The organism is Enterococcus mundtii, from assembly GCF_003957375.1.
Classification (GTDB): domain Bacteria; phylum Bacillota; class Bacilli; order Lactobacillales; family Enterococcaceae; genus Enterococcus_B; species Enterococcus_B spodopteracolus.
The window spans coordinates 1644381-1670144 of sequence record NZ_CP025473.1; the positions used below are offsets into that span (position 1 = coordinate 1644381).

25 protein-coding genes and 1 pseudogene are annotated in these 25764 nt (G+C 37.0%); 1 reads left to right on the top strand and 25 read right to left on the bottom strand.

Translation table 11 applies throughout. The features are described from left to right. Positions 1 to 130 precede the first annotated feature (130 nt). The 3 genes from arcC to arcA all read right to left on the bottom strand — a co-directional run bounded on the left by arcC (position 131) and on the right by arcA (position 3552). On the bottom strand, positions 131 to 1084 hold the full coding sequence (gene arcC, locus CYK55_RS08035; RefSeq protein ID WP_034687615.1) for a carbamate kinase: 954 nt from the start codon (positions 1082 to 1084) through the stop codon (positions 131 to 133). 113 nt (positions 1085 to 1197) lie between these two features. After that, complete coding sequence (gene argF / locus CYK55_RS08040) at positions 1198 to 2217, bottom strand: ornithine carbamoyltransferase (protein WP_126134159.1); 1020 nt, start codon at positions 2215 to 2217, stop codon at positions 1198 to 1200. 105 nt (positions 2218 to 2322) lie between these two features. Continuing rightward, positions 2323 to 3552: an arginine deiminase gene (gene arcA / locus CYK55_RS08045; protein ID WP_062805084.1), complete on the bottom strand. Its 1230-nt coding sequence runs from the start codon at positions 3550 to 3552 to the stop codon at positions 2323 to 2325. A 459-nt stretch (positions 3553 to 4011) separates the two neighbouring features. Here arcA and CYK55_RS08050 point away from each other — a divergent pair, with 459 nt between their 5' ends. Further along, positions 4012 to 4713, top strand: a complete 702-nt coding sequence (locus CYK55_RS08050; RefSeq protein ID WP_023519859.1) for a Crp/Fnr family transcriptional regulator — start codon at positions 4012 to 4014, stop codon at positions 4711 to 4713. A 110-nt stretch (positions 4714 to 4823) separates the two neighbouring features. Here the strand turns inward: CYK55_RS08050 and CYK55_RS08055 are convergent, their stop codons facing one another. The 22 genes and pseudogenes from CYK55_RS08055 to galE form a co-directional block, all read right to left on the bottom strand. Then, on the bottom strand, positions 4824 to 6242 hold the full coding sequence (locus CYK55_RS08055; RefSeq protein WP_126134160.1) for an oligosaccharide flippase family protein: 1419 nt from the start codon (positions 6240 to 6242) through the stop codon (positions 4824 to 4826). A gap of 4 nt (positions 6243 to 6246) precedes the next feature. Beyond that, positions 6247 to 7413: a nucleotide sugar dehydrogenase gene (locus CYK55_RS08060; protein ID WP_034687620.1), complete on the bottom strand. Its 1167-nt coding sequence runs from the start codon at positions 7411 to 7413 to the stop codon at positions 6247 to 6249. After that, the gene (locus CYK55_RS08065; protein ID WP_126134161.1) at positions 7410 to 8201 is read right to left on the bottom strand and encodes a glycosyltransferase family 2 protein; all 792 of its coding nucleotides are present in this window, start codon (positions 8199 to 8201) and stop codon (positions 7410 to 7412) included. The genes CYK55_RS08060 and CYK55_RS08065 overlap by 4 nt, the downstream gene beginning before the upstream one ends. Before the next feature lie 39 nt (positions 8202 to 8240). Beyond that, positions 8241 to 9311 (bottom strand): EpsG family protein, encoded by a 1071-nt coding sequence (locus tag CYK55_RS08070; protein ID WP_126134162.1) that lies wholly within the window; start codon positions 9309 to 9311, stop codon positions 8241 to 8243. A gap of 57 nt (positions 9312 to 9368) precedes the next feature. After that, positions 9369 to 10472: a glycosyltransferase family 4 protein gene (locus tag CYK55_RS08075; protein WP_126134163.1), complete on the bottom strand. Its 1104-nt coding sequence runs from the start codon at positions 10470 to 10472 to the stop codon at positions 9369 to 9371. Beyond that, positions 10469 to 11095 carry a sugar transferase gene (locus CYK55_RS08080; RefSeq protein ID WP_126134164.1) on the bottom strand — a complete coding sequence of 209 codons (627 nt, stop codon included), beginning with the start codon at positions 11093 to 11095 and terminating at the stop codon, positions 10469 to 10471. Before CYK55_RS08080 ends, CYK55_RS08075 begins: the two co-directional genes overlap by 4 nt. Further along, positions 11088 to 12206, bottom strand: coding sequence for a DegT/DnrJ/EryC1/StrS family aminotransferase (locus CYK55_RS08085; protein WP_126134431.1), 1119 nt, complete (start codon positions 12204 to 12206; stop codon positions 11088 to 11090). Before CYK55_RS08085 ends, CYK55_RS08080 begins: the two co-directional genes overlap by 8 nt. Beyond that, positions 12196 to 12837 (bottom strand): acetyltransferase, encoded by a 642-nt coding sequence (locus CYK55_RS08090; protein ID WP_126134165.1) that lies wholly within the window; start codon positions 12835 to 12837, stop codon positions 12196 to 12198. The genes CYK55_RS08085 and CYK55_RS08090 overlap by 11 nt, the downstream gene beginning before the upstream one ends. A gap of 12 nt (positions 12838 to 12849) precedes the next feature. Beyond that, on the bottom strand, positions 12850 to 14667 hold the full coding sequence (locus CYK55_RS08095; protein WP_034687634.1) for a polysaccharide biosynthesis protein: 1818 nt from the start codon (positions 14665 to 14667) through the stop codon (positions 12850 to 12852). 21 nt (positions 14668 to 14688) lie between these two features. Beyond that, positions 14689 to 15429 (bottom strand): tyrosine-protein phosphatase, encoded by a 741-nt coding sequence (locus tag CYK55_RS08100; protein ID WP_034687636.1) that lies wholly within the window; start codon positions 15427 to 15429, stop codon positions 14689 to 14691. Between the two features lie 17 nt (positions 15430 to 15446). After that, a complete protein-coding gene (locus CYK55_RS08105) occupies positions 15447 to 16124 on the bottom strand; it encodes a CpsD/CapB family tyrosine-protein kinase (protein WP_126134166.1) in 678 nt (225 codons plus the stop codon). Positions 16125 to 16136: 12 nt separating this feature from the next. After that, positions 16137 to 16913: a YveK family protein gene (locus CYK55_RS08110; RefSeq protein WP_034687640.1), complete on the bottom strand. Its 777-nt coding sequence runs from the start codon at positions 16911 to 16913 to the stop codon at positions 16137 to 16139. A gap of 20 nt (positions 16914 to 16933) precedes the next feature. Continuing rightward, positions 16934 to 17788, bottom strand: coding sequence for a hypothetical protein (locus CYK55_RS08115; protein WP_126134167.1), 855 nt, complete (start codon positions 17786 to 17788; stop codon positions 16934 to 16936). A 9-nt stretch (positions 17789 to 17797) separates the two neighbouring features. After that, positions 17798 to 18445, bottom strand: a complete 648-nt coding sequence (locus CYK55_RS08120; RefSeq protein ID WP_023519871.1) for a class D sortase — start codon at positions 18443 to 18445, stop codon at positions 17798 to 17800. 31 nt (positions 18446 to 18476) lie between these two features. Further along, positions 18477 to 19058, bottom strand: coding sequence for a hypothetical protein (locus tag CYK55_RS08125; RefSeq protein ID WP_034687643.1), 582 nt, complete (start codon positions 19056 to 19058; stop codon positions 18477 to 18479). 293 nt (positions 19059 to 19351) lie between these two features. Beyond that, the gene (tsaD, locus tag CYK55_RS08130) at positions 19352 to 20395 is read right to left on the bottom strand and encodes a tRNA (adenosine(37)-N6)-threonylcarbamoyltransferase complex transferase subunit TsaD (protein ID WP_034687644.1); all 1044 of its coding nucleotides are present in this window, start codon (positions 20393 to 20395) and stop codon (positions 19352 to 19354) included. Next, the gene (rimI, locus tag CYK55_RS08135; RefSeq protein ID WP_126134168.1) at positions 20392 to 20862 is read right to left on the bottom strand and encodes a ribosomal protein S18-alanine N-acetyltransferase; all 471 of its coding nucleotides are present in this window, start codon (positions 20860 to 20862) and stop codon (positions 20392 to 20394) included. Before rimI (CYK55_RS08135) ends, tsaD begins: the two co-directional genes overlap by 4 nt. 6 nt (positions 20863 to 20868) lie before the next feature. Further along, positions 20869 to 21411, bottom strand: coding sequence for a ribosomal protein S18-alanine N-acetyltransferase (gene rimI / locus CYK55_RS08140; protein WP_126134169.1), 543 nt, complete (start codon positions 21409 to 21411; stop codon positions 20869 to 20871). After that, positions 21395 to 22117 carry a tRNA (adenosine(37)-N6)-threonylcarbamoyltransferase complex dimerization subunit type 1 TsaB gene (gene tsaB / locus CYK55_RS08145; RefSeq protein WP_034687649.1) on the bottom strand — a complete coding sequence of 241 codons (723 nt, stop codon included), beginning with the start codon at positions 22115 to 22117 and terminating at the stop codon, positions 21395 to 21397. The genes rimI (CYK55_RS08140) and tsaB overlap by 17 nt, the downstream gene beginning before the upstream one ends. A gap of 134 nt (positions 22118 to 22251) precedes the next feature. Next, positions 22252 to 23246: pseudogene (locus CYK55_RS08150) on the bottom strand (LacI family DNA-binding transcriptional regulator). A gap of 29 nt (positions 23247 to 23275) precedes the next feature. Further along, complete coding sequence (galT, locus tag CYK55_RS08155; protein ID WP_126134170.1) at positions 23276 to 24760, bottom strand: UDP-glucose--hexose-1-phosphate uridylyltransferase; 1485 nt, start codon at positions 24758 to 24760, stop codon at positions 23276 to 23278. A gap of 10 nt (positions 24761 to 24770) precedes the next feature. Next, positions 24771 to 25760: a UDP-glucose 4-epimerase GalE gene (gene galE, locus CYK55_RS08160; protein ID WP_034687655.1), complete on the bottom strand. Its 990-nt coding sequence runs from the start codon at positions 25758 to 25760 to the stop codon at positions 24771 to 24773. Between the last annotated feature and the right edge of the window lie 4 nt (positions 25761 to 25764).

Below are 25764 nucleotides of genomic sequence, written 5' to 3' on the forward strand. Positions count from 1 at the left end.
CTTCATAAATAAACGGTGTTCGAAAAGCTGACCTTCAACAATAAGCTAAAATGTCCAGGAGGTCTAAAGGAGATTAAAAACCAACTGGACATTTTATACACATGGTCATGGTAAAACGATAAAAAGTTTCTTACGCTTCATCAGCAACAATGATTGTTCCTTCTTCTGAAGCTAATAGATTTTCAATATTTTCTAAGGAAGTAATAATTGCTTTCCCAGTAGGACGAGCCTCAACAAAGGCAATCGCTGCTTCCACTTTTGGCAACATGCTTCCTGGAGCAAATTGGTTTTCAGCAATATACTGTCTCATTTCTGAAACACCAACTGTTTCTAATTTCTTTTGATCTGGTTTTTGATAATTTACGTAGACATTATCGACACCAGTCAACACGATCAATAGATCTGCACCAATGATCTCTGCTAATTTTTCAGAAGCAAAATCTTTATCGATAACAGCTTCTTTTCCGTCAAGACCAGTCGCAGTTTCCACTACTGGAATACCACCGCCACCTACAGAAATCGTGATCACGCCTTGTTCGACTAATGTTTGGATCACACGAGCTTCTTTGATTGAGATTGGTTTTGGCGAAGCAACAACCTTACGCCAGCCACGACCAGCATCTTCTTTGAATGTAACGGAAGAGTCTGCTTTCATCTGATCGTTCGCTTCTTCTTCTGTATAGAACGGTCCAACTGGTTTGCTTGGATTTTTGAACGATGGATCATTTTCATCAACGATGACTTGTGTCACTAAAGAAACGACATCTTTATCGATTCCTTTTTCCTTCAACACTTCGCCCATCGCATTTTGTAACCAGTAGCCAATGGAACCTTCCGTCATTGCCACACAAGTATCTAATGGCATAGCAGGCGTTTTTTCGGAATCAGCTGCTTGCTGTTGGATCAACAAGTTCCCAACTTGTGGCCCGTTCCCGTGTGAGATGATTAGTTCATCTCCTTGTTCAATGAATTTCACTAAGTATTTTGCTGTTTCCATCAACGCGTCTTGTTGCGCTTTTGCACTTGCATCTGTTGATAAAATTGCGTTTCCGCCCAATGCAACGACTACTTTTCTATTTGCCATGTTTATCTCCCTTTCTTTCAGAACATTCTGAATTTTAACGATGACAAAACAAGCCAGCGTTCCTCTCGAACGATCCCCACGCTGACTCGTTTTGATTACTTACTTGTTAGTTGTTACACACGAGGAATGAATAAGTTTCCTAGTGTTGCTGCCATGATTGCTTTGATTGAGTGCATACGATTTTCTGCTTGCTCAAATTGACGTGCATATTTACTGCGGAATACTTCGTCTGTTACTTCCATTTCAGTGATACCAAAGCGTTCTTTCATTTGTTCACCGTAAACTGTCTTCGTATCATGGAATGCTGGTAAGCAGTGTAAGAAGATCAAACGATCTGTGTTGTTTGTTTTTTCGATCATATCCATATTGATTTGGTAAGGTTTCAATAATTTGATACGTTCTTCGAATTTATCCTCTTCACCCATTGATACCCAAACGTCTGAATAAAGAACGTCTACTCCGTCTACCCCTTTAGCAACATCGTCAGTAATCATTAATTGTGCACCTGATTTCGCTGCAAACTCTTCAGCCATTTTCACGATTTCTTCTTCAGGTTGTAATTCTTTTGGTGCAACGATACGCATGTTTGTTCCTAAGATCGCACCTGTTACTAACAATGAGTTAGCCATGTTGTTACGTCCATCGCCACAATAAGCAACTGTGATGCCTTCTACTTTACCGAAGTTTTCTTGGATCGTTAAGAAGTCAGCGATCATTTGAGTTGGATGCCATTCATCAGTTAAACCATTCCATACAGGTACGCCTGAGAATTCAGCTAACTCCTCCACCATTTTTTGGCTGAAACCACGGAACTCGATGCCGTCAAACATACTACCTAATACTTTCGCTGTATCTTCAGTCGATTCTTTTTTACCTAATTGGATGTCATTTGCACCTAAATACTCTGGATGCGCACCAAGATCGATTGCTGCAGTTGTAAATGCTGCACGTGTACGTGTTGATGTTTTTTCAAATAGTAATGCAATGTTTTTTCCTTCTAAGTAATGATGTGGGATGCCACGTTTTTTCAAATCTTTCAAGTGTTGAGAAAAGTCGATCAAATATTGTAACTCTTCCTTTGTAAAATCTTTTTCTGCTAATAAACTTCTTCCTTGAAATACTGATTCTTTCATATGAACATTCTCCTTTAAAATTGTATTCTATTTGATAGTACATAAAGCACTTGGTATTAAGAGGAAATCCGATGGCAGCTGACAGTGACTGCCATCAGGAATAAACTATTTTAAATCTTCACGAACTAATGGTTGGCTCATGCAACGAGGGCCACCACGACCGCGTGACAATTCACTTGATGTGATTTCCAAGACTTTGATGCCGTAGCTTCTCAATAATTCGTTTGATACATAGTTACGATTGTAAGTAACTACAACCCCTGGAGCAATCGCTAATGTGTTTGAGCCATCATTCCATTGTTCACGAGGTGCAACGATCGCATCGCCATTACCTGTTGGGATCAATACAAGATCATCTAACCCTAAAACTGATTTCAATGACTCTTGTAAATCATCTGAATGAGAAATTTTGATATCATCGCCAGCTTGTTCAATTGTAAAGACGTCCATTTTTCCTTCTTTACTTTGGATCGCTGGATGGATTGTGAATTTATCATGATCAACCATAGTAAATACTGTATCTAAATGCATCATAGCACGATTATTCGGGATCTTGATTGCCAAGACTTTTTCAAATCCTGCATTTTTCGCAAATAAGTGACGTGCTAAACGCTCGATTGCTTTTGCATTTGTTCGTTGTGAGATACCAACAGCGACAACTGTGTCACTAAGGATCAATTCATCCCCACCTTCGATATGATCTGGATTTTCGCGATCCAACCATACGTCAACCCCTTTATTTGCAAAACGTGGGTGGTGGTTCAAAATGTATTCTGTGAACATTGACTCACGACGACGTGCTTCAAATGCCATTTTATTGATTGTCATCCCATTCCCCATTGATGCGGAAGGGTCCCTTGTAAAGTATAGGTTTGGCATTGGATCCATGTAGAAAGGATAGTCGTCATCAGATGATAAATCGTATAAACTACGTGATTTCACATCGATATCTTTTGTACGGACACCCGCCATGATCTTATCTACCATATCTTGAGTTTCCATTGATAGAAGGAACTCATGAAGACCATCTCTAACAGCATTAGATGCAATAAAAGATTCATCTAACATTTTATTTAAAAATTCCTCTTTGACATTACCTGCATCGATTGCTTCAGCCGCTAATTTTTCTAAATATAATGTTTCAGCGCCTTCACTTTGGAGCACTTGTGCAAATTCATCATGCTCAGCTTGTGCAATCGGTAGATACGGAATGTCGTCGAACAACAAACGATCCATAATATCAGGCGTTAGATTTTCCACTTCTTGACCAGGTCGTTTTAATAATACTGTCTTTAACTTTCCTATCTCAGAGAAAACGTGAATCGGTTTATCCATGTTGTGTTGCCTCCTTCGTTTTGATTACATACTTAGAATAAACTGCTTTTGTAATCACTTTCATGCTTTTCTCGCATTTAAAAAGAGAAGAATCTCTCATTATTAAAGCATAATTAAATAATTACACATTTTTGCATCTTTTATTAATAATTTCTCTTTTTTTTATACTGAAAACTCTCTTAAAAAAATTTTTATTCATTAAAAAAATTTTTCTGTATATTTTTAAATCCCATTTAAATTAAGGTTGTTAGCGTTTACTTTATGTATATTATTTGTTTTTTATACACTTTTATAATCAGTCATCAAATTATATTCATCTGTTCTGTATAAATCCTACATAATAACAAACGCAATTAATATTTTACAAAATATAGCTTTTCTCGGAATGTATTATGGCTTTACAAAAGAAATAAAAGAAGTCACAATAGAAGGAGAGAATTATAGGAAGCAGGGATGTTCATGCGTGTAAATAAAATTGATTATCATTTTTCTAAACTCAGATATCAACCTGATTTTGAACACTTTACTGATGAGGAATTTGAAGAAATCAAAGAGCAGACTGTCCTACGTTCATATAAGAAAGGACAAGTGCTTTTTGATGAAGGAGATGAGCGGCAACGTTTCTATGTCTTAACAGAAGGATTGATCCGTTTAGAGCGTTATGACGAAAGTGCTACTTATTACTACTATGATTATGTCACAGCCAATAATCTCTTTCCAATGTCTGGTATTTTTGAAGAAGAACCTTATACGTATACAGCACAAGCCATGACAGATATCGAGACTTTTTATTTTCCTGTAGCTTGTTATGAAAAAATCGTCAAAAACAACCCCAATCAATTGATTTACATGATCCAGAAGTTAGGAAAAGTTGTTCAGATGCACGAACTACGCATCCAAATCGGCTTGACCTCCAGTGCATTTGACCGAGTGAAACAAAACTTATTTGTTTTAAAAGAAGAATTAGGAATCCCTACAGAAGACGGTCATATATCGATCCCCTATCCCATCACGTTGAAAGAACTAGCAGTCAATAGCGGGACCACTCGTGAAACCGCCGGACAGGTGATCAAACAGCTGAAAGATTCCGGCTTGGTGAATTATGACAAGAAGCGGTTCACGTTTTGTAAGGAGGCAGTGACGCCGGGATGGCGGGAGTGATTCTTTGCCATCCTCTGCTATAAATATTAATAAATGAGCCAAAGGTATTGGAAGATATCCACTACCTTTGGCTCATTTTTTGATAAATAAAAAAGAAGTAAGTAAATCATTCACTTACTTCTTCTCTCTTGAATAAATGAAACAATAGGATTTGTTCTCATTACTACTGTAAAGATAAAATACAGGGTAATAGCAATCAAACCTTGGACGATATTAGTGATTAAACTTGCTTGCATAGAATTAGTCAATATTCTGGTAATCATCATCATTGCAAGTGCTGAAATAAAATAAATACTTATTCGCCGAAAATTAAAAGAAAAGTTAGTAGATTTGAGAAACGAACGCACTCTTACTGCAGTAACAAAGAATTCAGCCAATAAATTAGAAATGACAACTCCAAAAAAACCAACAGTTGGTAGTAAGATTAGATTACTGATAATGTTTATACCTGCACCAATAATCACAGATTTATTATATTCTCTAACTTTACCTATAGGAATAAGGTACTGTCTTGAAACAGCCATACCTAGCGGAATAATTACTATTAAAGGAGTAAAAAACGGGATAACATTATTAATAAATAAGAACTTTTCCCCAAAAAACCATGGAACAAGCTTATCATATACAGTTAACATCCCAAACATAATCGGTAAACTAAAAAACAACTGTAAATCAATCGTTTTATCCATCAGCTCTACAATTCGCTCAACATTTTTTTTAGCAAACAAACCACTCATATGTGGAAGTAAAACAATATCAAGTGTAGTGATGATTGTTATAAAGACTGTATTTAATGTGAGTGAGTTTGTATAAAATCCAACTGCTGAAGCCCCTATGAATAATCCTAATAAGGTCTTATTTAAATTCGTATATAAGGTAATCGCTACTTGGGGTATAAAGAATTCAAAAGAGCCTTTGATGTGACTAAAACTTTTTTTTAGATTTATTTTTTGAAATGTTATATAAGGTTTGATAAAGAACCAAACTAACACTTGTGAAACAAATATACCAGCTGTTTGGATCAAAATATAGATACCTACATCATTTGAATCTTTAATAAAAAGCAGTATCAACACAAAAGTAATTATTTGAACGAATAAACTTGATACACTAGTTAACTTAAAATCTTCAATTCCCATAAAGAACCATGATATATCAAAAAGCACTGCTAAAATGGTTAAACTTTGAAAATAAAAATAATTACTGTTAGGTAAGAAACTGACAACAGCAATGTAGATAAAAAATACTGCTAATGTCAATATCGCTTTAAATACAACAATTTCCCAAAATAATTTAGAAATGTCCTCTTGTCGATTATACGCAAGTGCGATTTCTCTGTTCCCATACATAGCCACACCTACGCTAGCAACTAGTACAAAATATTGTGCAATTGAATTGGTATAGTTGAAGATCCCTATTCCAGCAGGACCTAACGCCATAGAAACTATAGGTATGGTTATAATTGGAATAACTATTTTCATTATCTGGAAGATGGATTGATAAATGAAATTACGAGCTATGTTTTTCACTCAATCAATCCCTTCTAAAAATATCTCTAGTATAAACTTTTTCTTCAACGTCATTCAATTCTTCATCAAATCGATTGGAGATGATTACATCACTTAGATTTTTAAAATCTGCTAGTTCAGGTATCACCGGAAACCCTGAAAATTCCTTCTCATCTACAGTAGGTTCATAAACAATAACAGAAATACCTCTCGCCTTCAGTCTTTTCATTACTCCTTGAATTGAAGAATAACGAAAATTATCTGAAGCAGCTTTCATAGTCAAGCGATAAATCCCTACAACTTTGGGACTTCTAGCTAAAATTTGTTCAGTGATAAAATCTTTTCTCGTCGCATTTGCATCAACGATTGCACCAATCAAATTACTTGGGACACCACTATAATTTGCACGTAATTGCTTAGTATCCTTTGGTAAACAATACCCTCCATAGCCAAATGATGGGTTATTATAATGTGAACCAATTCTAGGATCTAGTCCGACACCTTCGATAATTTGCTTACTGTCTAAACCATTCGATTCAGCATACGTATCAAGTTCATTGAAATAAGCAACTCTTAAAGCTAAGTAGGTATTTGAGAACAATTTGATTGCTTCCGCTTCTGTTGAATTCGTCAATAGTATCGGGACATCATTATCATGAGCATTTTTCTTAAAAAGATTAGCAATTTCTTGTCCCCTAACTGAGTTTTCGCCAATCACGATTCTTGATGGGTGAAGGTTATCGTATAGGGCTTTACCCTCACGCAGAAATTCTGGTGAGAATATTATCCGCTCCGTTCCATACTTTTTCTTTAACTCTTCTGTGTACCCTACTGGAACAGTTGATTTGATTATAAAAGTAGCATCCGTTCGAATTGCTAAAGCTTGTTCGATGACTTTTTCAACTGATGAAGTGTTAAAATAATTCTTTTTTTCATCGTAATCTGTTGGGGTTGCAATAATTAAGTAGTCACCGAAAATCACAGCTTCTTCAAAGTCTTTGATAAAATTAATTTTTAGATTATCCTTTATTAAAAATTCACTAATTTCTTTATCCTCTATAGGAGAAATTCTTTGATTCAACTGGTCTATTTTATCTTTAACAATATCATATGCTTTGACTTCAACGCTTTGGCTTAGAAGTAGTGCATTTGCTAGGCCAACATAACCTAAACCGAATACTGAGATATTCAAGCTCTATTCCTCCTTGATTGTTTCAATGATAAGATTTTTCTTGGTACGATTAATGCAACTAAAGGTTTGATAATATAAATATATTGTGTTGGTGATAGCTTGAGTTTTTTAAAATTTCTATATCTAAATTTGAATTCACCAATTCTATTTTCCCAAGAAATCTTATTATAGTAATTCTTATCTTGATAATAATAAACAAGCTTTTCTTGTATATTGAATCCCCTAAGTCCATTTACATACAATCGCAAGTATAAGTCATAGTCCTGACCTCTCACAGTTTCTTTAGAAACCCTATAGCCTTGAACACTCTCTAGGGCTTCCTTTCTAAACATGACTGATGGATTAATAAATGGACTAGTTTTTAGCAAGTCATTAATTTCAGGTTTATCTTTTATTATCAACTCACCATATATACCATCTTGATCCCAAAGATAAGCATTACTTCCAACAAAATCATATTCAGGATGATTATCTAAAAATAGAACTTGCTTTTCCATTCTTTCCTCATGACAATAGTCATCATCATCTAGTTGCATGATATACTTTCCAGAAGATTTATTTATTGCTTTATTACGCGTATAGGCACTTTTAAAATTTTTTTCATTTTGATAAATTTGAATTCTTGAATCTGTTTCTTCCAGTTCCTTTAATATTTCCCATGTACCGTCTGTTGAACAATCATCACAAATTATGATTTCAAAATTCTGATAAGTTTGATTTAAAATCGATTTTACTGCTCTTTTAATAGATTTTTCTGCATTAAATGTTGGTACTATTACGCTTATCATAGATATCCTCCTTCACTATTATTGAACTATATTTTGTCGCTATACTCCTATATAAAAAGGAAAAAAACCAGAAAATCTTAATACCACATAGAACAAAATAAAGTATACAATCGAAAAAATGTATAAAATAAAAATTGCTATATATCTATTGTCCTTTGAAAATGCCAGTATACCAACTTGAGGGATTAAAAAAATTTGAACTATATCAAAAAAGATAGCGATTCTTTTAATGAATGGAGATATGAAACCGCTTAGTCCTAGTATGACTCCTAGTATTATTAAGGAAAAATAAAACAAATAAATTTTATTTAATTTTTTTATTATATTTAAATTTAATAAGAAAAATAATAGCAAGAAAAAATTAAAGTAAAACAAATTATTATTTGCATTTAAAGTGGACAAAGCGTATTGTTCATAACGATCATTATTTAAAATATGGCTGATTCCTAAAAAAATCGATTGGTAATTAATCATGCTAATTAGAGTTATGCCAGCAATAAGTAACACTACTTTCCATCTGATATTTTTATCTTTATTTATTACAAAATAAATTGGAAGTATTACTATACTACTAATATGAAACTGACAAGCTAAAATAGTTAGCATAAAGAATTTCAGAAAATCCCTTTTCATTACATATTTATATGAAAAAACAATAATAGCTACAGCTAAACTTTGACGCATAGTGTTTAAACTAATCGGAAAATATAAACAAAGATATAGAAAAAAAGTTATACCTACTAAATCTCTGCGAGATACTTTTATAATAGTATGACTAATAAATAATGTAGTGAATAAACCATATAACAATATATATATATTAAATGAATTAAAAAAGTTAGCTATATATATAAATATAGAATCTCCAATTTCAAAATAACCACGAGTATATAATATTTCTGAAAAACTATAACCCTCCATCGAATGAAATATGGATCTATAAACATTTATATCAGTACCACTATTTCTAAATGATGACAAAGTAATTGGTATAGAGATTGAAAATAGAAAAAAAACTAGCTTTGTATATTTTTGTTGATATACAGCTATTTGAAGCAAAAAGGCAGATAAAGTGAACAAGCTTATTAGTATTATAAAATTTATCTCCACAGCCTTCTCCTTTCTTTCATAAACCTATTGTTCTGCTAATTTTTTATTAAAATTTTATTATGTTACTCTGTTATATATATGTTTCATTTGATTTAACACTCTCGTAATAGAATAATTTGCAACTTTATCAAGACTCTTCTCTCTGTACTCCTCGATCAACATCTTTTTTTCAAAAAAAACATATAGCTTTCCCTTTAGTTCATTTAATTCAAAGTAATGGAACAACTCACCATTAATTTTATTTTCTATTAAATCTCGATTTCCTCGGATATCAGAAGCCACAACTGGTACTCCATTAGCCATTGCTTCCATAACTGAAACAGGAAGCCCTTCTCTTTTTGAAGGAAATACAAATAAATCGCTAATTTTCATTATTTCAATAACGTCATTCCTATATCCTAGTAACTCAATTTTTTTTGATAGACCAGCTTCGTTTATTTGACGGATCAAATCATTTTTTAGCGGGCCAATTCCGCAAATCAAATATTTGAAATTTTCATTTTTGAAATCTCTCAATGCCTCAATTACAATTTTATGATTTTTATTATCATTAAGTTCTCCTACAGATAAAATAACTTTCGCTTCTCCATCAATCCCCAATTCTTCTCTTTTTTTCACTCGATCAATAGGTTTATTACATGCTTCAAGAGGTAACCCTACACCATTTACTAAATAGACGTTCTTAGCAAAAAAATGATCTGATGCACGTTGAAAATCCTCTTGATTTATAGTAATCAGCGTATCTGTATATCTAGACAAATATTTTTCAATTGGATAGTAAAAAAGCCAGTTTATTGTACTTGCACCTTTATAAAAATGAAAGCCATGAGCAGTATAAAATACTTTAGTTTTCAATTTTTTGCATGCTAATCGAGTAATCATAGATGCTATAGGTGTATGGGTGTGAACGATGTCAAAATCTTTTTCATTAACAATACTCTTAAGACTTTGGTATGCAGATAAATTATATTTTGAAAATGGACTTCTACTAAACGGGATTTGATAAACTTCAATATCATAATCTTGAAAAAAAGGCTTTAGAGGTTGCTCGATTGAACAAGCAACGCTTACTTCATGCCCTTCATTAATTAACATTTCAATATGTGGGATAAGAAATGCATTTAAAGTATTGGATATTGTCGTTACATATAAGATTTTCAGTTTGTATCATTCCCTTCAAACTTCTCTATCGTTACGCTAGAATTTGAGCTAATACCTTCGTGTCTAATAACTTTATTGATTGTTAAAAAAAAGATTATAATATCATGCATAAATGTACAGTTTTCTACATAGTAGCAATCATGCTCAAACTTCTCTGCCCAACTAATCGCATTCCTACCCTTGACTTGGGCTAATCCCGTTAATCCTGGGCGGACGCTATGACGTTTCCGTTGTTCCTCATTATATAATGGTAAATATTCAACTAATAATGGTCTTGGACCCACAAACGACATATCTCCTTTTAAGATATTCCAAAGTTCAGGGAGTTCATCCAAACTAGTTGCTCGTAGTAATTGTCCAAATTTCGTTAACCGAACATTATCAGGTAAGTCATTTCCATTTGCATCTTTTGCATCCCTCATTGTACGAAATTTATACATGGAAAAAATGACTTCATCTTTTCCAGGTCGATCTTGCTTAAATATGATTGGAGAACCCAATTTAATTTTTACTAAAAGCGCTACGATTAAAAGAACAGGTGAGAAGACGACAAGAGCAAGAGCTGAGAAACATATATCTAATGCTCTTTTTCCCCATTTCTGATATACGTTTTTATTATTCATGTTGCAACACTCGCTTGATTGTTTTCACGACTCGAGACAAATCTTCATCTGTCATTTTCGTATCTGATGGCAAACACACACCAGTATTAAATAATGTTTCAGCAACGTTATTTCCAACATAATCATATTCTGCAAAAATTGGTTGTAGATGCATTGGTTTCCAGACAGGACGTGCTTCGATATTTGCTTTATCCAATTCATCCATAAGCTTATTCGTATCCACATCTGAAAGCAAAATTACACTTAGCCAAAAATTCGGTTGATTCCATTCATTTTCAGGCATGAAGGAAATGGAAGGAATGTCAGATAGTTCACGTTTATAGTAATTAAAAATATATCGTTTCTTGTTGATTCGGTCTGACAAGACTTTTAGCTGTCCTCTGCCAATCCCTGCTACAATATTGCTCATACGATAATTATAGCCTATTTCATTATGTTGATAATGACGTGCTTGTTCCCGAGATTGTGTTGACCAAAATCGAATTTTTTCAATTCGTTCTGGATTATTTGAAACAGCCATTCCTCCACCAGATGTAGTGATTATTTTATTTCCATTAAAAGAATAGATACCATATTCCCCAAATGTGCCAGTATATTGACCTTTATATGTTGTACCTAGTGACTCTGCTGCATCTTCGATCAATGTCACTTGATATTCTTTACATATCTTGATGATTTCATCTAAATTTGCAGATAAACCGTACAAATGAACGACAACGACTGCTTTTGCTTCAGGATATTTCGCTAACGCGAGTCTAAGTTGTTCAGGGTCCATATTCCAAGTTTCATTATCACTATCTACAAATACTGGTTTTGCACCTTGATAGATGATGGGGTTTACAGTAGCTGAAAATGTTAATGATTGACAAATCACAATATCATCTTTCCCTACACCAGCTGCTTTTAATGCTAGATGGATGGCGGCTGTGCCTGAAGTCAATGCAGCCGCATGGTCAATTCCAACATACTCAGCCAATTCTTTTTCAAAGTTATTCACATTCGCACCAAGCGGAGCAACCCAGTTGGTGTCGAATGCTTCTTTTACATATTCCTGTTCATATCCTTCATCACTCATATGAGGTGATGCTAATAGAATCCGTTCATTTTTCATCATAGTCCCAACTTTCTATTATTTTTGCAGGTACCCCCACACTTTTTGTGTTGTTTTGAATATCTTTAACAATCACACTTCCTGCGCCTATAATATTCCCCTGGCCAATTGATACCTCTGGTATCACTTTTGTTCCGACACCAATTTCATTTCGATTCCCCATTACTGTGTAACCAGACAGATTTACATTTGGATAGATTGAGTTATAGTTTCCTATCTTTGAATCATGCCCGATGGTTGAATGGATATTGAACATATTGAAATCACCTATTGTTATATCGGCTGTATAAGTTGTGTAAGGCATCAAAATATTCCCTACGCCTATTCGCACATTCAACCCTACTATAGCAGTAGCATCAATCAGATTTGGGAATGTCAAATGATTATTAGCTTTCAATTCCAAAAAAATTTTTTCCCTCATACGCGGAGAAGCAATTCCTATGAATACAGCAGTCTTTAGTTTCATTTTTTTTAATATGTCTATTTTCCCTAGTACTGGTATGCCAACAATCTTCTCATCTTTCATCTTCGCATCATCAACAAATCCAACTAAGTCATATACGGATTGTCTACTTAATAAAAAGGCGAGTTCTTTACCGAATCCTCCTGCACCAATAATTATTGCTCTCATGATACTCCCCCACTATTTACTCGAAGCCTTTGCAAATGCTACGACTTCTTTTGCTAGTTGTTTGTCATCCTCGGATAAACCTGTTACGAATTCCATGACTTCTTGGATCGGGTACCCTTTGATATTCCCAACAAAAATCTTTTCATACACCTGTTCATCATTTCGTTCTTTGTCCAACAACAGTTCTTCATACAATTTTTCGCCCGGTCGGATGCCTGTTTCGACGATTTCGATTTCTTCTTCGGTGTAACCACTCAAGCGGATCATGTTTCGTGCAAGATCTAAAATTTTGACTGGTTCACTCATATCTAAGACAAAGATTTCGCCACCTTTGGCTAATGCACCCGATTGGATGACTAAACGGCTTGCTTCTGGGATCGTCATAAAGTAACGAGTCATCCGAAAATCGGTGATCGTGATGGGTCCGCCTTTTGCGATCTGTTCTCGAAAAACAGGGATTACGCTTCCGCGAGAGCCCAACACATTCCCAAATCTTACGGCCGAAAACTTGGTATTGTTTTCTTCATTTAAGCCTGTGACGATCATTTCTGCGATTCGCTTCGTGGCTCCCATCACATTTGGTGGGTTATTGGCTTTATCGGTGGACACCATGACAAAGTTCTTGACATTGGCTTCTTTGGCAGCTTCTGCTACATTTTTTGTTCCTTTGATATTGTTTTTTACTGCTTCTCTTGGGTTATATTCCATCAAGGGCACATGTTTATGTGCTGCTGCATGATAGACGATATCTGGCTGATGTTCTTTCATGATGTGGAAGATCTTTTCACGGTCTTGGATATCTGCAATAATTGGAATGATTTCTGTTTTATTATAAGAGGGATCTCCTGATAGTTCGCGATGAATCAAATAGATCGAGTTTTCACCATGTCCTAATAAGAGTAATTTTTTTGGCGAAAAAGCAAGTACTTGACGACAAATCTCTGAACCAATAGAGCCTCCAGCTCCGGTAACAAGTATGACTTTTTCTGAGATGTGTGATTTTAGTTTGTCTAGATCTAATTTGACTTCTTCTCGTCCTAACAAGTCGACCACGTCGATTTCTTTCAGGCGAGAAACATTGATTTTCCCTGATGCGATTTCTTCAATCGAAGGCATGGTATTCATCTTGACTTCTTTTGATTCGATAAGATGGAAAATTTCACGAATTCTTTTTCGTGGCAAAGAAGGTATCGCGATCGTTACCATATCGATCGACAATTCGTCGATCAATCTTGGTAAGTCCTTGGTATTCCCTACGACTTTTATCCCAGACAAATATGTTTTATATTTGTTCGGATCATCATCCACAAAGCCAATCACTTCCAAATCGTTGATTGCTTTTGAACTAAGAATACTATTACATAGAATACGTCCGCCTTCGCCAGCTCCGATGATCAGTGTTCTGTGTTTGTTTAGTGGCGATTCTTGACGCTGTGTTTTATGTTCGATATATATACGCCAGAATAAACGACTGCTGATGATAAGAAACATGGATAAGATGTAAGTTAATACTTGTAATCTAAGACTGATTTTTCGCATAAACAAATATTGGATGATAAATGATGAAATAACGGTACAAGTAATGGCTGAAAAAATGGCTGCCATCTCATTTAAATTGGTATATCGATTGATTCGTGTGAATGTTTTGAACAACATACCATATCCAATGTAAAACATGAGTGATACGCCTAAATTAACGGCTAAATAATCTTGATCGATACCAACAAATGGTGTCATAAAATAATAGCTTGATAAAATAGAGACGCCTAATAATAAACTATCAACCAAAACTAAAATGATTACTTTTCTTTTTCTAGTAAGTTCAAACAACCCTTGCGCCCCCTAAAACTTTTATACAATAGGTCGAAAATCCTTTGCGTGCACTTGCTCCCCATTGATGATGTCTCTTGTTACTTGATCCATTTCTTCGATAACGGTCGATCCAAATTTTTTCTCTACGATACTATATGCTTTTTCCATATAAAAATCCCGATCTTTTCGACTATGGGCATCTGAGGCGATCATCTGGACAAGCCGATGTTGAACCAGTTCTTCACTTAACTTCTTGATCTGTTTGCCATACACACCTGCAATACTTGGTGCAGTCAACTGCGCCAAACAGCCCATATTCAAGTAGGGTAATAATAGATTAGGACTTTCTTGGAACCCGCGGTTCCGCTCAGGATGGACAATGATTGGTACGATCCCCATCTGACGTAATTCATAAAACAAACTTTCTGTGTATTCGGGAATGCTGTTTGTTGGTAGCTCAGCTAACAAATAGCGATCGGTGACATCTGCAAAAAGAATCTTGTCACTTTTAATTTCATCGATCAAATTACTTTTTATTCGAACTTCTTGTCCTTCAAATAAAGTTAGGGGGATGGACTGTCGATCGAGTTCTTTTTGCAAGTCTTCGACAGCTAGTAATACATCTGCTTTTTCATTCGTGAAACGTTGATTGTGATGAGGAGTGCATAAAATGTGGGTGATTCCTTGTCGAACAGCTTCTTCTGCCATGGCAATCGATTCTTTGACCGTTTTTGGTCCGTCATCTATACCTGGTAAAATATGACAATGTAAATCAATCAATTTTGCTCACTTCCTCATCAATAGTAATAATAATTAAAATCTGCATTCTTCTTCGCACCGTTGTAAACAACACCTAAAATCGTTGCTTGTGCAATGGCTAGCAGTTCTTTTGCTTTGACTAATTCTTGTTTCATTGTTTTACGTTCTCGGACGACTAAAAGTGTCCCATCTGTTTTTGCGGCTAAGATCTGAGCATCAGTGACTGTTGCAATGGGTGGTAAATCAAAAATGACCAGATCGAATGATGCTTTTAGTTGTTCGATCACTTCTTCCATTCGTTTCGAATCAAGTAGTTCGGATGGATTAGGTGGCTTCGGTCCACTTGTCATGATCCAAAGATTTTCGACGGAACTGGTATGATAATATGATTCCGGTCTTCCTTCACGATCGCCTAAGAAATTACTTAATCCATTGACATTTGGCAATTGAAAAGTCAATGCTACACTTGGTTTTCTCAAATCAGCATCAACCAGCAAAACTCTTTTGCCACTATTTGCGAATACGACAGCTAAGTTAGCAGCAGTTGTTGATTTTCCTTCACCTGGTCCAGATGAAGTCACGACCATCGTCTTCAATTCACGATCGACAGAAGCAAATTGGATATTTGAACGAATTGCCCGATATTGTTCGGAAACCATGGCATTTTTATCGGTAATGCTGAGGAGTGAAACAGGTAAAATAGTGTTCTTCTTCATAAATACTTCTCCTTATACACGTTTTCGTGAACGACGGCTTTCTCTCTGCTCAGTCGTTTCAATCGTTTCGACTTCTGCTGGTTGAAACATACGGCCGTTTTCTAGTTCTTTCTTCGTCATTTCATTGACGTCTCCAAGAATCGGCAATCCTAATTCTTCTGTGACAAAACGTTCATCTTTGACTGTTTTATCTAACAATTCTAGAAGAAAGGCTAATCCGACTCCAATCATCAAGCCAAGCAACCCACCGATAACTACGTTCAACATGTTATTTGGTGAAACAGGTGTAGGATTGCTTTGTGCTGCAGAAGTGATCGTCACTTTATTGACATTCAATACGTCCGTTGCTTTCGATTGGAATACTTGTGCTGTGACGTTGGCGATATCTGTCGCATGATCTGGGTTATCGACAGTTGCAACGATTTGGAACATTTGTGAGTTTTGTGATTGATTGACACTGATTGCCGATTTCAACTCACCCTTTGTAAGACTTTGTCCATAATTTTGTTCAAGTTCTCGTTGAACATCATTGATGACAACATCACCTAATATCATATCTTTGTAGGTATTGATCAGCATAACATTCGCGTTGACATCTTGTAGATTCGTATTCGTATTCTCTGCTTTTGACTGAACGATCATCTCAGCTGATGAACTGTATTTTGGTGTGATCAAAAAGAACGTAACTCCAGCAGCTAAAGCAAATCCGGCTAGCGTGGTCGCAAGAATCAGCAACCAACGCTTTCTTAAAATCTCAAATAATTCTCCTAGACTAATCGTTTCTTCCATGTTTTCTCCACTTTCTATCGTTAATATCTTTTCTTAACTTTTCGTCTTCTTAATAGTTCGCTCAACATCCAGATGATGAAACTACAAATAATGAGCACGATTCCCCATTGGATAAATGTTACAATAAAATTGCTTAGATACGTAGTTAAAAAATGATAGAGCGACTTTGAATTGATGCCGATACGCTCGACCATTTTTGAAAGGTACACAAAAAGAGGTAACGCTAAAAGCATTAGACCAGCGCCACCCACTGCATAACTTAAATAGCGTAATGCACGATGGAAAAAACGTGTGTCGATTGCAATGATCGCAATCACTAATAATGCAGAAACTGTCATTGTAAAGAAAATCAATAAGGTCAGTGTTCTTTTGTACCCCATCACTTGCTTCCCATAAGTCAAAAGATAAGGGATCTCAATATATTCAGTATAGGTTTCGATGGCAGATTTTTTTAGATTATCAATCGATTGTTGTGTTTCTGCATTGATTTCATAATTATTTTCTTTCGCATAGTCTTCGATTTTTTTCTGGATGATTTTGTCTACATCCTCTGTCCGTTCAATCAAAAAAGGAATGTCTGTATAAATGGTGCGAATATAGTGTTCAACATTCGATCGTACATAAGCTTGAGGAACAGTGTCTGCCAAAACATCTGCAGGAATATTGCTTCCTCGACCTAGATCGCTGATTCTTTGATTGATCTCAGAGGTGATCGTTTCTGAATAATTGGCTTCTTCCATGGCTTTTTCCATAAACTGTTGGTTGAACAACGTTAGTCTTAATACGACTAACGTCATGCCGGCAAACAAACTCACAGAACAAATAAATGTAAGTAGCCAACGGGACCCTTTTTGCATGAATTTTTGCGTACTCATGATTTCCTCCTATTTATTAGGATTGATCAACGGACCTTCAACTAACTCACAGATAACAAAAAGTCGTTCATCCGTCATGCCTAAACTATCAACAGGATAGCATGTATAAAGAAGCAGTATTGGTTTATCTTTTTGACTGATCAATTCATTGATTTCCGGATCATCTTTATGACGAATCACCATTTCTTTTACTTGATAGCGGTAATTCGCATAGGTCGTCTTAGCTGTCACGATATCATTTGTTTGAATACCGCTTAGCTTACCAAACCCATCAACATTGTGCCCACCGACAAGTGACGTTCCAGTCTCACCTATGTAGACAGAACCCATATATTGTCCGGCACCTTTTCTTAATATCTCATCGGTATCTCCAAAATACAAAGGCACATTCAGATCTAAAGAATCCACCATGATGTCACCATAGCGTTCGCCACCTCTAGGGTAAGCGATACTGCTAGATGCCAGTTCATTGTTCTCATCTTTAGCGACATCTTCTTCTTTTACAGCTTCAAAGCTTTGTTCTTGTGTTTCGAATGTTGGGACATCTGAAAGTAAAAACAAATTTAAAGAAGAAGTGGCAAAATGAATGACAGGTCTTCCTATGACGTACATTAGAGAATAACCAGCTGCCAAAAAAAAGACAGGGACAAAAAGCATTGCCCCTAGTCTCTTAAGCAGCTTGCGCTTTTTACGCAACCTTTGTCTTTCTTCCTACTACAACCGCACCTGCTGCGACTAATAGTAATGAAGCAATTGCCATTGCACTAGCGGTATAATTACCACCTGTTTGTTTAATTGGAGAACTAGTGCTAAAAGCTGGTGAAGTTGTTCCATCAGCATTTTTTGCACCGATTTGGATATCGCTACCATTCCAACTTAGTACAACTAATCCCAACGCGTCAGCAACTCTCGTTACCTCTTGTTGGATTTGCATGATGATATCCCGCGGTAAAGCACGAATCAAATCATCAAGCGTGTTGATTCCTGTCATATCGATTGTTACTGAACCTAACAGATTACGCACATTTTGAATACCTGTAACGGCAGTTTCTACTTGTGCATCCGTTAAATCATTTTGTTTCAAATGGTTTTCGGCTTGTGTAATGTAAGTATCAGGGACAGTGAATTCTTTTCCTTGAATACTTACTGGTGCTTTTAACAAGTCTAGGATCTGTTGCTCATTCGCAGAAATCGCGCCAGCGGCATCTACAGGAACAGTGAACAATAATGCAGTGAAAAATACAACTAAATATCCGACAAACTTTTTCATCCATTCGACCTCCTTTGCATTTTATTGTGAAGGCTTTCAGCCTTCAGATAAAACATTATAGAAAATAACATTATTCATTTTATTTTCTACATTTCTTATACTATCACATAGAGTTAGCTGACACAATTTATATAACCTAAGTAAATTTATGTTTTTTTGGGCCTATCAGCCATGTTGATATTAAGTGTATAAAAAAGGATAAGATTCCCATTCCCTAGCAATTTTTATCACAGCATAGATTATATTCATATAATCTTTTTGTTTGCGAATATCTAGGTTAAATGTCAGGTGATTTACCTGACATTTTCCAAGGGCTCACCTAACACTAAACCTGGTTCTGCATTCAGTCGATAATCAGCAAGATGCCCTTTTCGCCATTCGACAGATGCAGCGGCTCCGATCATTGCCGCATTGTCCCCACAAAGACGTAATGGTGGTACGATCAGTTCCAATTCAGGTAATTCTGTGGCTAAATTTTTTCTCAAACTTTCTCTTAGTCCTTGATTAGCAGCAACACCGCCTGCAAGGATCAATTGCTTCACCGGATAACTTTTGCAAGCACGTATCGTTTTTGTTACCAAGACTTCGACAACACTGGCTTGAAAACTCGCAGCAAGGTCTGCTCGATCTAATTCTTCCCCTCGTTGCTCCGCGTTGTGGACTAAATTGATAAATGCACTTTTTAAGCCACTGAAACTAAAATCATAGTTATCTTCGCGAAGCATTGCCCGAGGAAAGTGGTAGGCATCTTTCCCTTGATGGGCTAATTCATCGATTTCTTTTCCACTTGGATAGCTCAATCCTAAAACACGTCCTACTTTGTCGTAGGCTTCTCCAGCGGCATCGTCTCTTGTTTCACCGATGATCTCATAAGCGCCATCTTCTTCCATATAAACTAACTCCGTGTGCCCTCCACTGACCAACAACGCCATCAATGGAAATTCATACGCTTTTTCGAAGCGGGCGGAGTAAATATGTCCTGCCATATGATTGACTGGGATCAATGGCAGATGATTTGCCCAAGCAAAAGCCTTTGCTGCTGAAATACCGATGAGTAATGCCCCCACAAGACCTGGTCCTTCTGTGACAGCAACCGCGGTAAGTTGTTCGGCGGTCACGCCTGCTTCCACCAACGCTTCTTCAAGACATAAAGTAATTTGCTCTACATGATGGCGACTGGCCACTTCAGGTACGATCCCGCCAAAGCGTTTATGGCTGTTGATTTGAGAGGCAACGATATTCGATAAGATTTCTTGTCCATCTTTCACGACCGCAACGCTTGTTTCATCACAGCTTGACTCGATTGCTAAAATCAATTCTGTTTGTTTTTCATTCATGGTTTCATCACCTCTGTTTTTAGCTTTGTACACATGATGACCGCATCTTCGACCGGATCATGATAGTAGGCTTTTCGTTTACCTACTTGGCGGAATTTTTCTGATTCGTAAAGGTGTTGGGCAGCAATATTTGACTGTCGTACTTCTAAAAAAACACTATGCGCTTGGTTAGCTTTTTCTCGTTGCAGCATCTCTTGTAATAATTGTCTTGCTACACCTTTGTGTTGTTCAGCAGTCAGAACTGCAAGATTCGTCACTTCTACTTCATCAAGTACTTTGGCATATCCAATAAAGCCAATGATTTCCTCTGCTTGATGAATGACTAAATAATTGGTTTGTGGTTGTTGGATATCAGACAAAAATTGCTCTTTTGTCCAAGGTGACCCATTTAAAAAAGCATCGTCACTGACTTGCCAAAGCGCTTGGGCTAATTTTGTATCATTGAAAGCTGTTTTTTCTTCAATCACTTTATTTCACTCTTCTTTTAATAATTTTACCATATCTAAGGCATCTTCATTCGTTTCTGTATAATACCCTTTTTTTACTTTTCTCGATTGGAAGCCTAGTTTTCTGTATAAGCGTTGGGCATTCTGATTACTGATCCGTACTTCTAATGACATGGTCTCGCATTGATTCATCCGTGCGAATGTCTCGATCTCGTTGATTAAATAGGTACCGACACGCTGCCGTTGGTAACTCGGACTGACCGCAATGTTTGTGAGATGGCAATCGAGTCCTAATACTCTGGATCCAACAAAGCCGAATAATTCTTCTCGATCGAATATCCCTAAATATAAAGTCATGAATGGGGAAGTCAGCTCTGAGATGAACGCACTTTTTGTCCAAGGTAATTCCCCCAAATAAACTTCCCGTTCGATACTTAACAACGACTTGACATCATCAACTGTCAGTTCCCGTATTTGAAATTGCTTTTCGCCTACAGTGACCGTTTTCTCTGGATAATCTGCTTTTTCTTGAAGCATGGTCCGTAGATAGGCTTTAAATTTTTTCAACATAGCTTTCTTCTCCTGGCGTATGTGTCTCCAACCATTTTTCTTCTGCTTCCACTCGTTTTAAGTAACGTGGTAAAAAGGCTTGGATATCGTTAACCGGATTACTTGAAGCCCCTAATTGCGCGACGACAACTCCACTAGGAATATCCCAAAGTGGCAAGGAGTTACGCTTAGCATCAGGTATTGATTCAGCGATTTCTGAGTTGAATTTGTGGCAATCGTTACCGACAAAAGTGATCGATCCATCCATTTGTTTTAATTTTTCGGTTAATTCTACGAAAGCAATATGTCTGTCCTCTAGAACGTTTTCTAATGTTCCATGATGCCAGCGATAGGCACCAGCATAAACATTTTTTCTTCTCGCATCAAACATCGGTACAATGATTCCTTCGATTCCTACGCAATTTGCTGCAAGTACAGCAAGACTGGAAACACCAACCAATTCTTTATTTAAAGTATATGCTAATGTCTTGGCAGTTGTGACACCGATTCTCAATCCTGTATAAGAGCCTGGACCACTTGACACAGCAATTCGATCGATTTGTTCTGGTGTGAGTTGGCAATCTGAGATCAATTGATCCAACGCTGGCATCAACGTCAGACTATGATTTTTCTTTCTATTGATTTGGATTTGACCTAACACTGTTTCGTCTTCCAATACGCCAACAGCTAAGGTTTGATTTGCTGTATCGATCCCTAATGTAATCATTTGACCGTTCCCTTCTACTACTCTAATGTCGTTTATCATTGTAGCATACTTCGAGGTAAAAAAGGGGAGGAAAAATCAAGTTTGGCTCTCACCGCTGTTGAAATTCCCACCCCTTTACTTAGGTTGATAATCGTCTATTTGATCGTATTTTGTTTTGTTGATTCTCGTAAAATTAGTTCTGTCGCGATCGTGATTTTTCTTGCAACCGGTGCAGTACTATGGATTAACTGGCTCAATGTCTCAACTGCCAACTCCCCCATCCATTCGGTGTACACCTTGACTGTAGATAGGGGGGTGAGACATACTTTGCCACACTGATATCGTTGAAGCCTATCACTGAGATATCTTGTGGGATAGTCAGTCCTGCTTCTTTGATTGCCTTCAATGCACCAATTGCTAACGCATCATTCGCAGCAAACAACGCATCAGGTAATTCCTTTTCTTGCAATAAAAAATCATGAACAGCTTGATATCCTGCCTCCACTGAAAAATTCGCTTCAATGATCTTTCCTGAGAGGTTCTTTTCTTCACTGATCATTTTTTGAAAAATTGCCGTCCTAGGATCAGTCACCGGTGTTCGGTGTTGCTTCGTGTACTCTTTTCCGGCTAACATCACGAGTTGTTTGACTTCTTCTTGTAAGAAATGATTCATCACTAAGCGAAGACTCGACTCAAAATCAACGACTAATGAATCGATGCCAAATCTTGTGCCATCTGAATCGACAAGTAAAAGGTTCTCTTGCGTACGTTTCAATTCTTTCAATTGCTCTTCGTCAAACTTTCCTAAAGCAATCGTTCCATCTGCAGATTGCTCACTGATGGCATCCCATGTTTCCTTGATCAGGCGAATATTCGCTTCTTCCGCTTTTTTTTCGATTCCTAAGCGTATAGAAAGATAATAAAGATCTTCTAATTCTTCTTGTGTATCATACCATTGGATCAATTTGATCGTTTGTTTTTCAGAGGCTAGATTCTTATGATGTTTTTTATAATTCAAGTGTTCAGCTACTTCAAAAATTTTTTGTTTCGTTTCCATTCCTACTGACAATTTCTCATCATAATTCAGCACTCTTGAGACAGTGGCAGGAGAAACTCCCGCCAACTGAGCAATATCTTTGATTGTGGCCATTCGTTTCCCCTCCTGTAAGTGACCGATGCTTATAATGTTTCAGTAAAGCGCAAGAACGCAGCTCTTCCTTGTTCGTCCCGTTTGAAGACACCGGCATCTTCTAAAACTCTGGCGAAGACTTGCCCAACAGCATTTTGGATAACAACTGTCGCAGCCTCTTCAGTCAAATCAGGATTTGCTTGTTTTAGCTGTTCTGCCCATTCACGATGGTAGTCCGCGACTTGATTTTCTTCACCCAGTAGGTATTGCTTCACTTCTTCCAATTCTGGTTTTAAGCGTGGCGGCAACACAGCTAACCCCATAACTTCGATCAAGCCAATGTTTTCTTTTTTGATATGTTGGATATCACGATGAGGATGGAAAATCCCTTCAGGATATTCTTCGGACACATTGTTGTCGCGCAATACTAAGTCGATTTCAAAGTAATCATCTCTTCGACGAGCAATCGGCGTGATCGTGTGGTGTGGCGTACCATCTGCTGAATAGGCGATGACTGATACGGATTCATCTGAATAGTTCTGCCATTTGTTTAAGACCGAATCCGCTGCTTCTATTAATAGCTCTTTATCGGGCGACTGTAAGCGGATCACTGACATTGGCCATTTGACGATTCCCGCAATCACTTGTGGGTATTCACTTAGCTTGATCAATTTTTCCATCGGTGCTTTTGCCATCGGAAATTCATGGCGTCCAGCTTGATAATGGTCATGTGAAAGGATCGATCCACCAACGATCGGCAAGTCAGCATTTGAACCGACGAAATAGTGTGGTAAGACTTCAGTGATCTTCAACAAACGAGCGAATGTATCTTTTGTGATGCGCATTGGTCGATGTTCTTCTGATAAAATGATTGAGTGTTCATTGTAGTAAGCATAAGGCGAATACTGAAATCCCCAACTTTCTCCGTCTAAGTTCATTCGAATGATCCGATGATTGGTTCGTGCTGGGTAATTCAATCTTCCTTTGTACCCTTCATTTTCCATACATAACATACACGATGGGTAATTGACTTGCACCGCTTTTCTTTCTGCAGCAATTTGTTTTGGCTCTTTTTCAGGTTTAGATAGATTGATCGTGATTTCCAAGTCCCCATATTCAGACGGATAAGTGTACACGATATTTTTAGCGATGGCTCGCGTTTTGATATAGTCATTGTTGCGGCTCAACTGATAAAAATAATCGGTTGCTTCTTCTGGACTTTTTGAATAATGTTGAGCAAAAAAAGCATTGACAACAGAAGGTGGTGGCGTCAAGAAATCCATCAATTGTGACTCAAACATTTCTCGGTCAGCTGTTACATCCGTCACCAAACCATTTTCTTTTGCTTGTTCAACTAAACGATTCAATAGATCGACCGATTCTTCTTGCACTGGACGTACTTCAAACGAGTCGCCGGCTTCTTCACCAATAAGGCCTAAAATACGATTTTGTAAGTAGATACGGTCCATTTCCATCCAACCACCAGTAGCGATTGCTAGTGTGACAAAATCTGCAATTGTTTGACTAATCGTCATTTTTTTCCACCTACTTTTCATACCCGTTAGGATGGCTTTCATGCCATGCCCAAGCAGTTTTGATGATTTCTTTCACATCTGTATATTCAGGTGTCCAGCCAAGAACGGCGCTCGCTTTTTCACTTGAAGCTACTAAACGACTTGGATCACCCGCTCTTCGTGGTGCGATTTTCGCAGGGATATCACGGCCTGTCACTTCTCGTGCTGCTTCTAGCATCTCTGTGACTGAATAACCTTTGTTACTTCCTAAGTTGAAGAAGTTGCTTTCATTTCCGGCTTTTAAATATTCTAAAGCTAAAATATGCGCAGCAATCAGATCTTCCACTTGTACATAATCTCTGATACATGTTCCGTCTGGCGTATCATAATCATCCCCATAGATCGCTAATGACTCTCGTTGGCCTAAAGCTACTTGTAAAATGATCGGCACTAAATGAGTTTCAGGTGTATGATCTTCGCCGATTGACGCATCATTCTTAGCCCCTGCTACATTAAAATAGCGTAAAGCCACATAACGCATCCCATATGCTTCGTCACACCACTTCATCATTTTTTCCATCATCAACTTGCTTTCGCCATAAGGATTTTTCGGATTCGTTGGTGACTCCTCTGTGATTGGCGATTCTTTTGGCTCACCGTACGTCGCAGCTGTTGAAGAAAAGACAATCCGTTTCACATCAAACTCGTGCATTACTTCTAATAATACTTGCATGCCATAAACGTTATTATTGAAGTAGACTAAAGGTTTTTCAACTGATTCACCGACTAACGAACTCGCTGCAAAGTGCAAGACGCCGTCAATCGTTTCTTTTTGGAAAACTCCGCGTAAAAATTCTTTGTCACGAATATCTCCTTCATAAAAACGTGCATCAGTATGAACTGCTTGACGATGGCCCGTCAAAAGATTATCCACGACTGCTACATCATAGCCCTTTTCAATTAATTGATCGACGGCATGGGAACCAATATAGCCTGCTCCGCCTAATACTAAAATTGTCATGTTA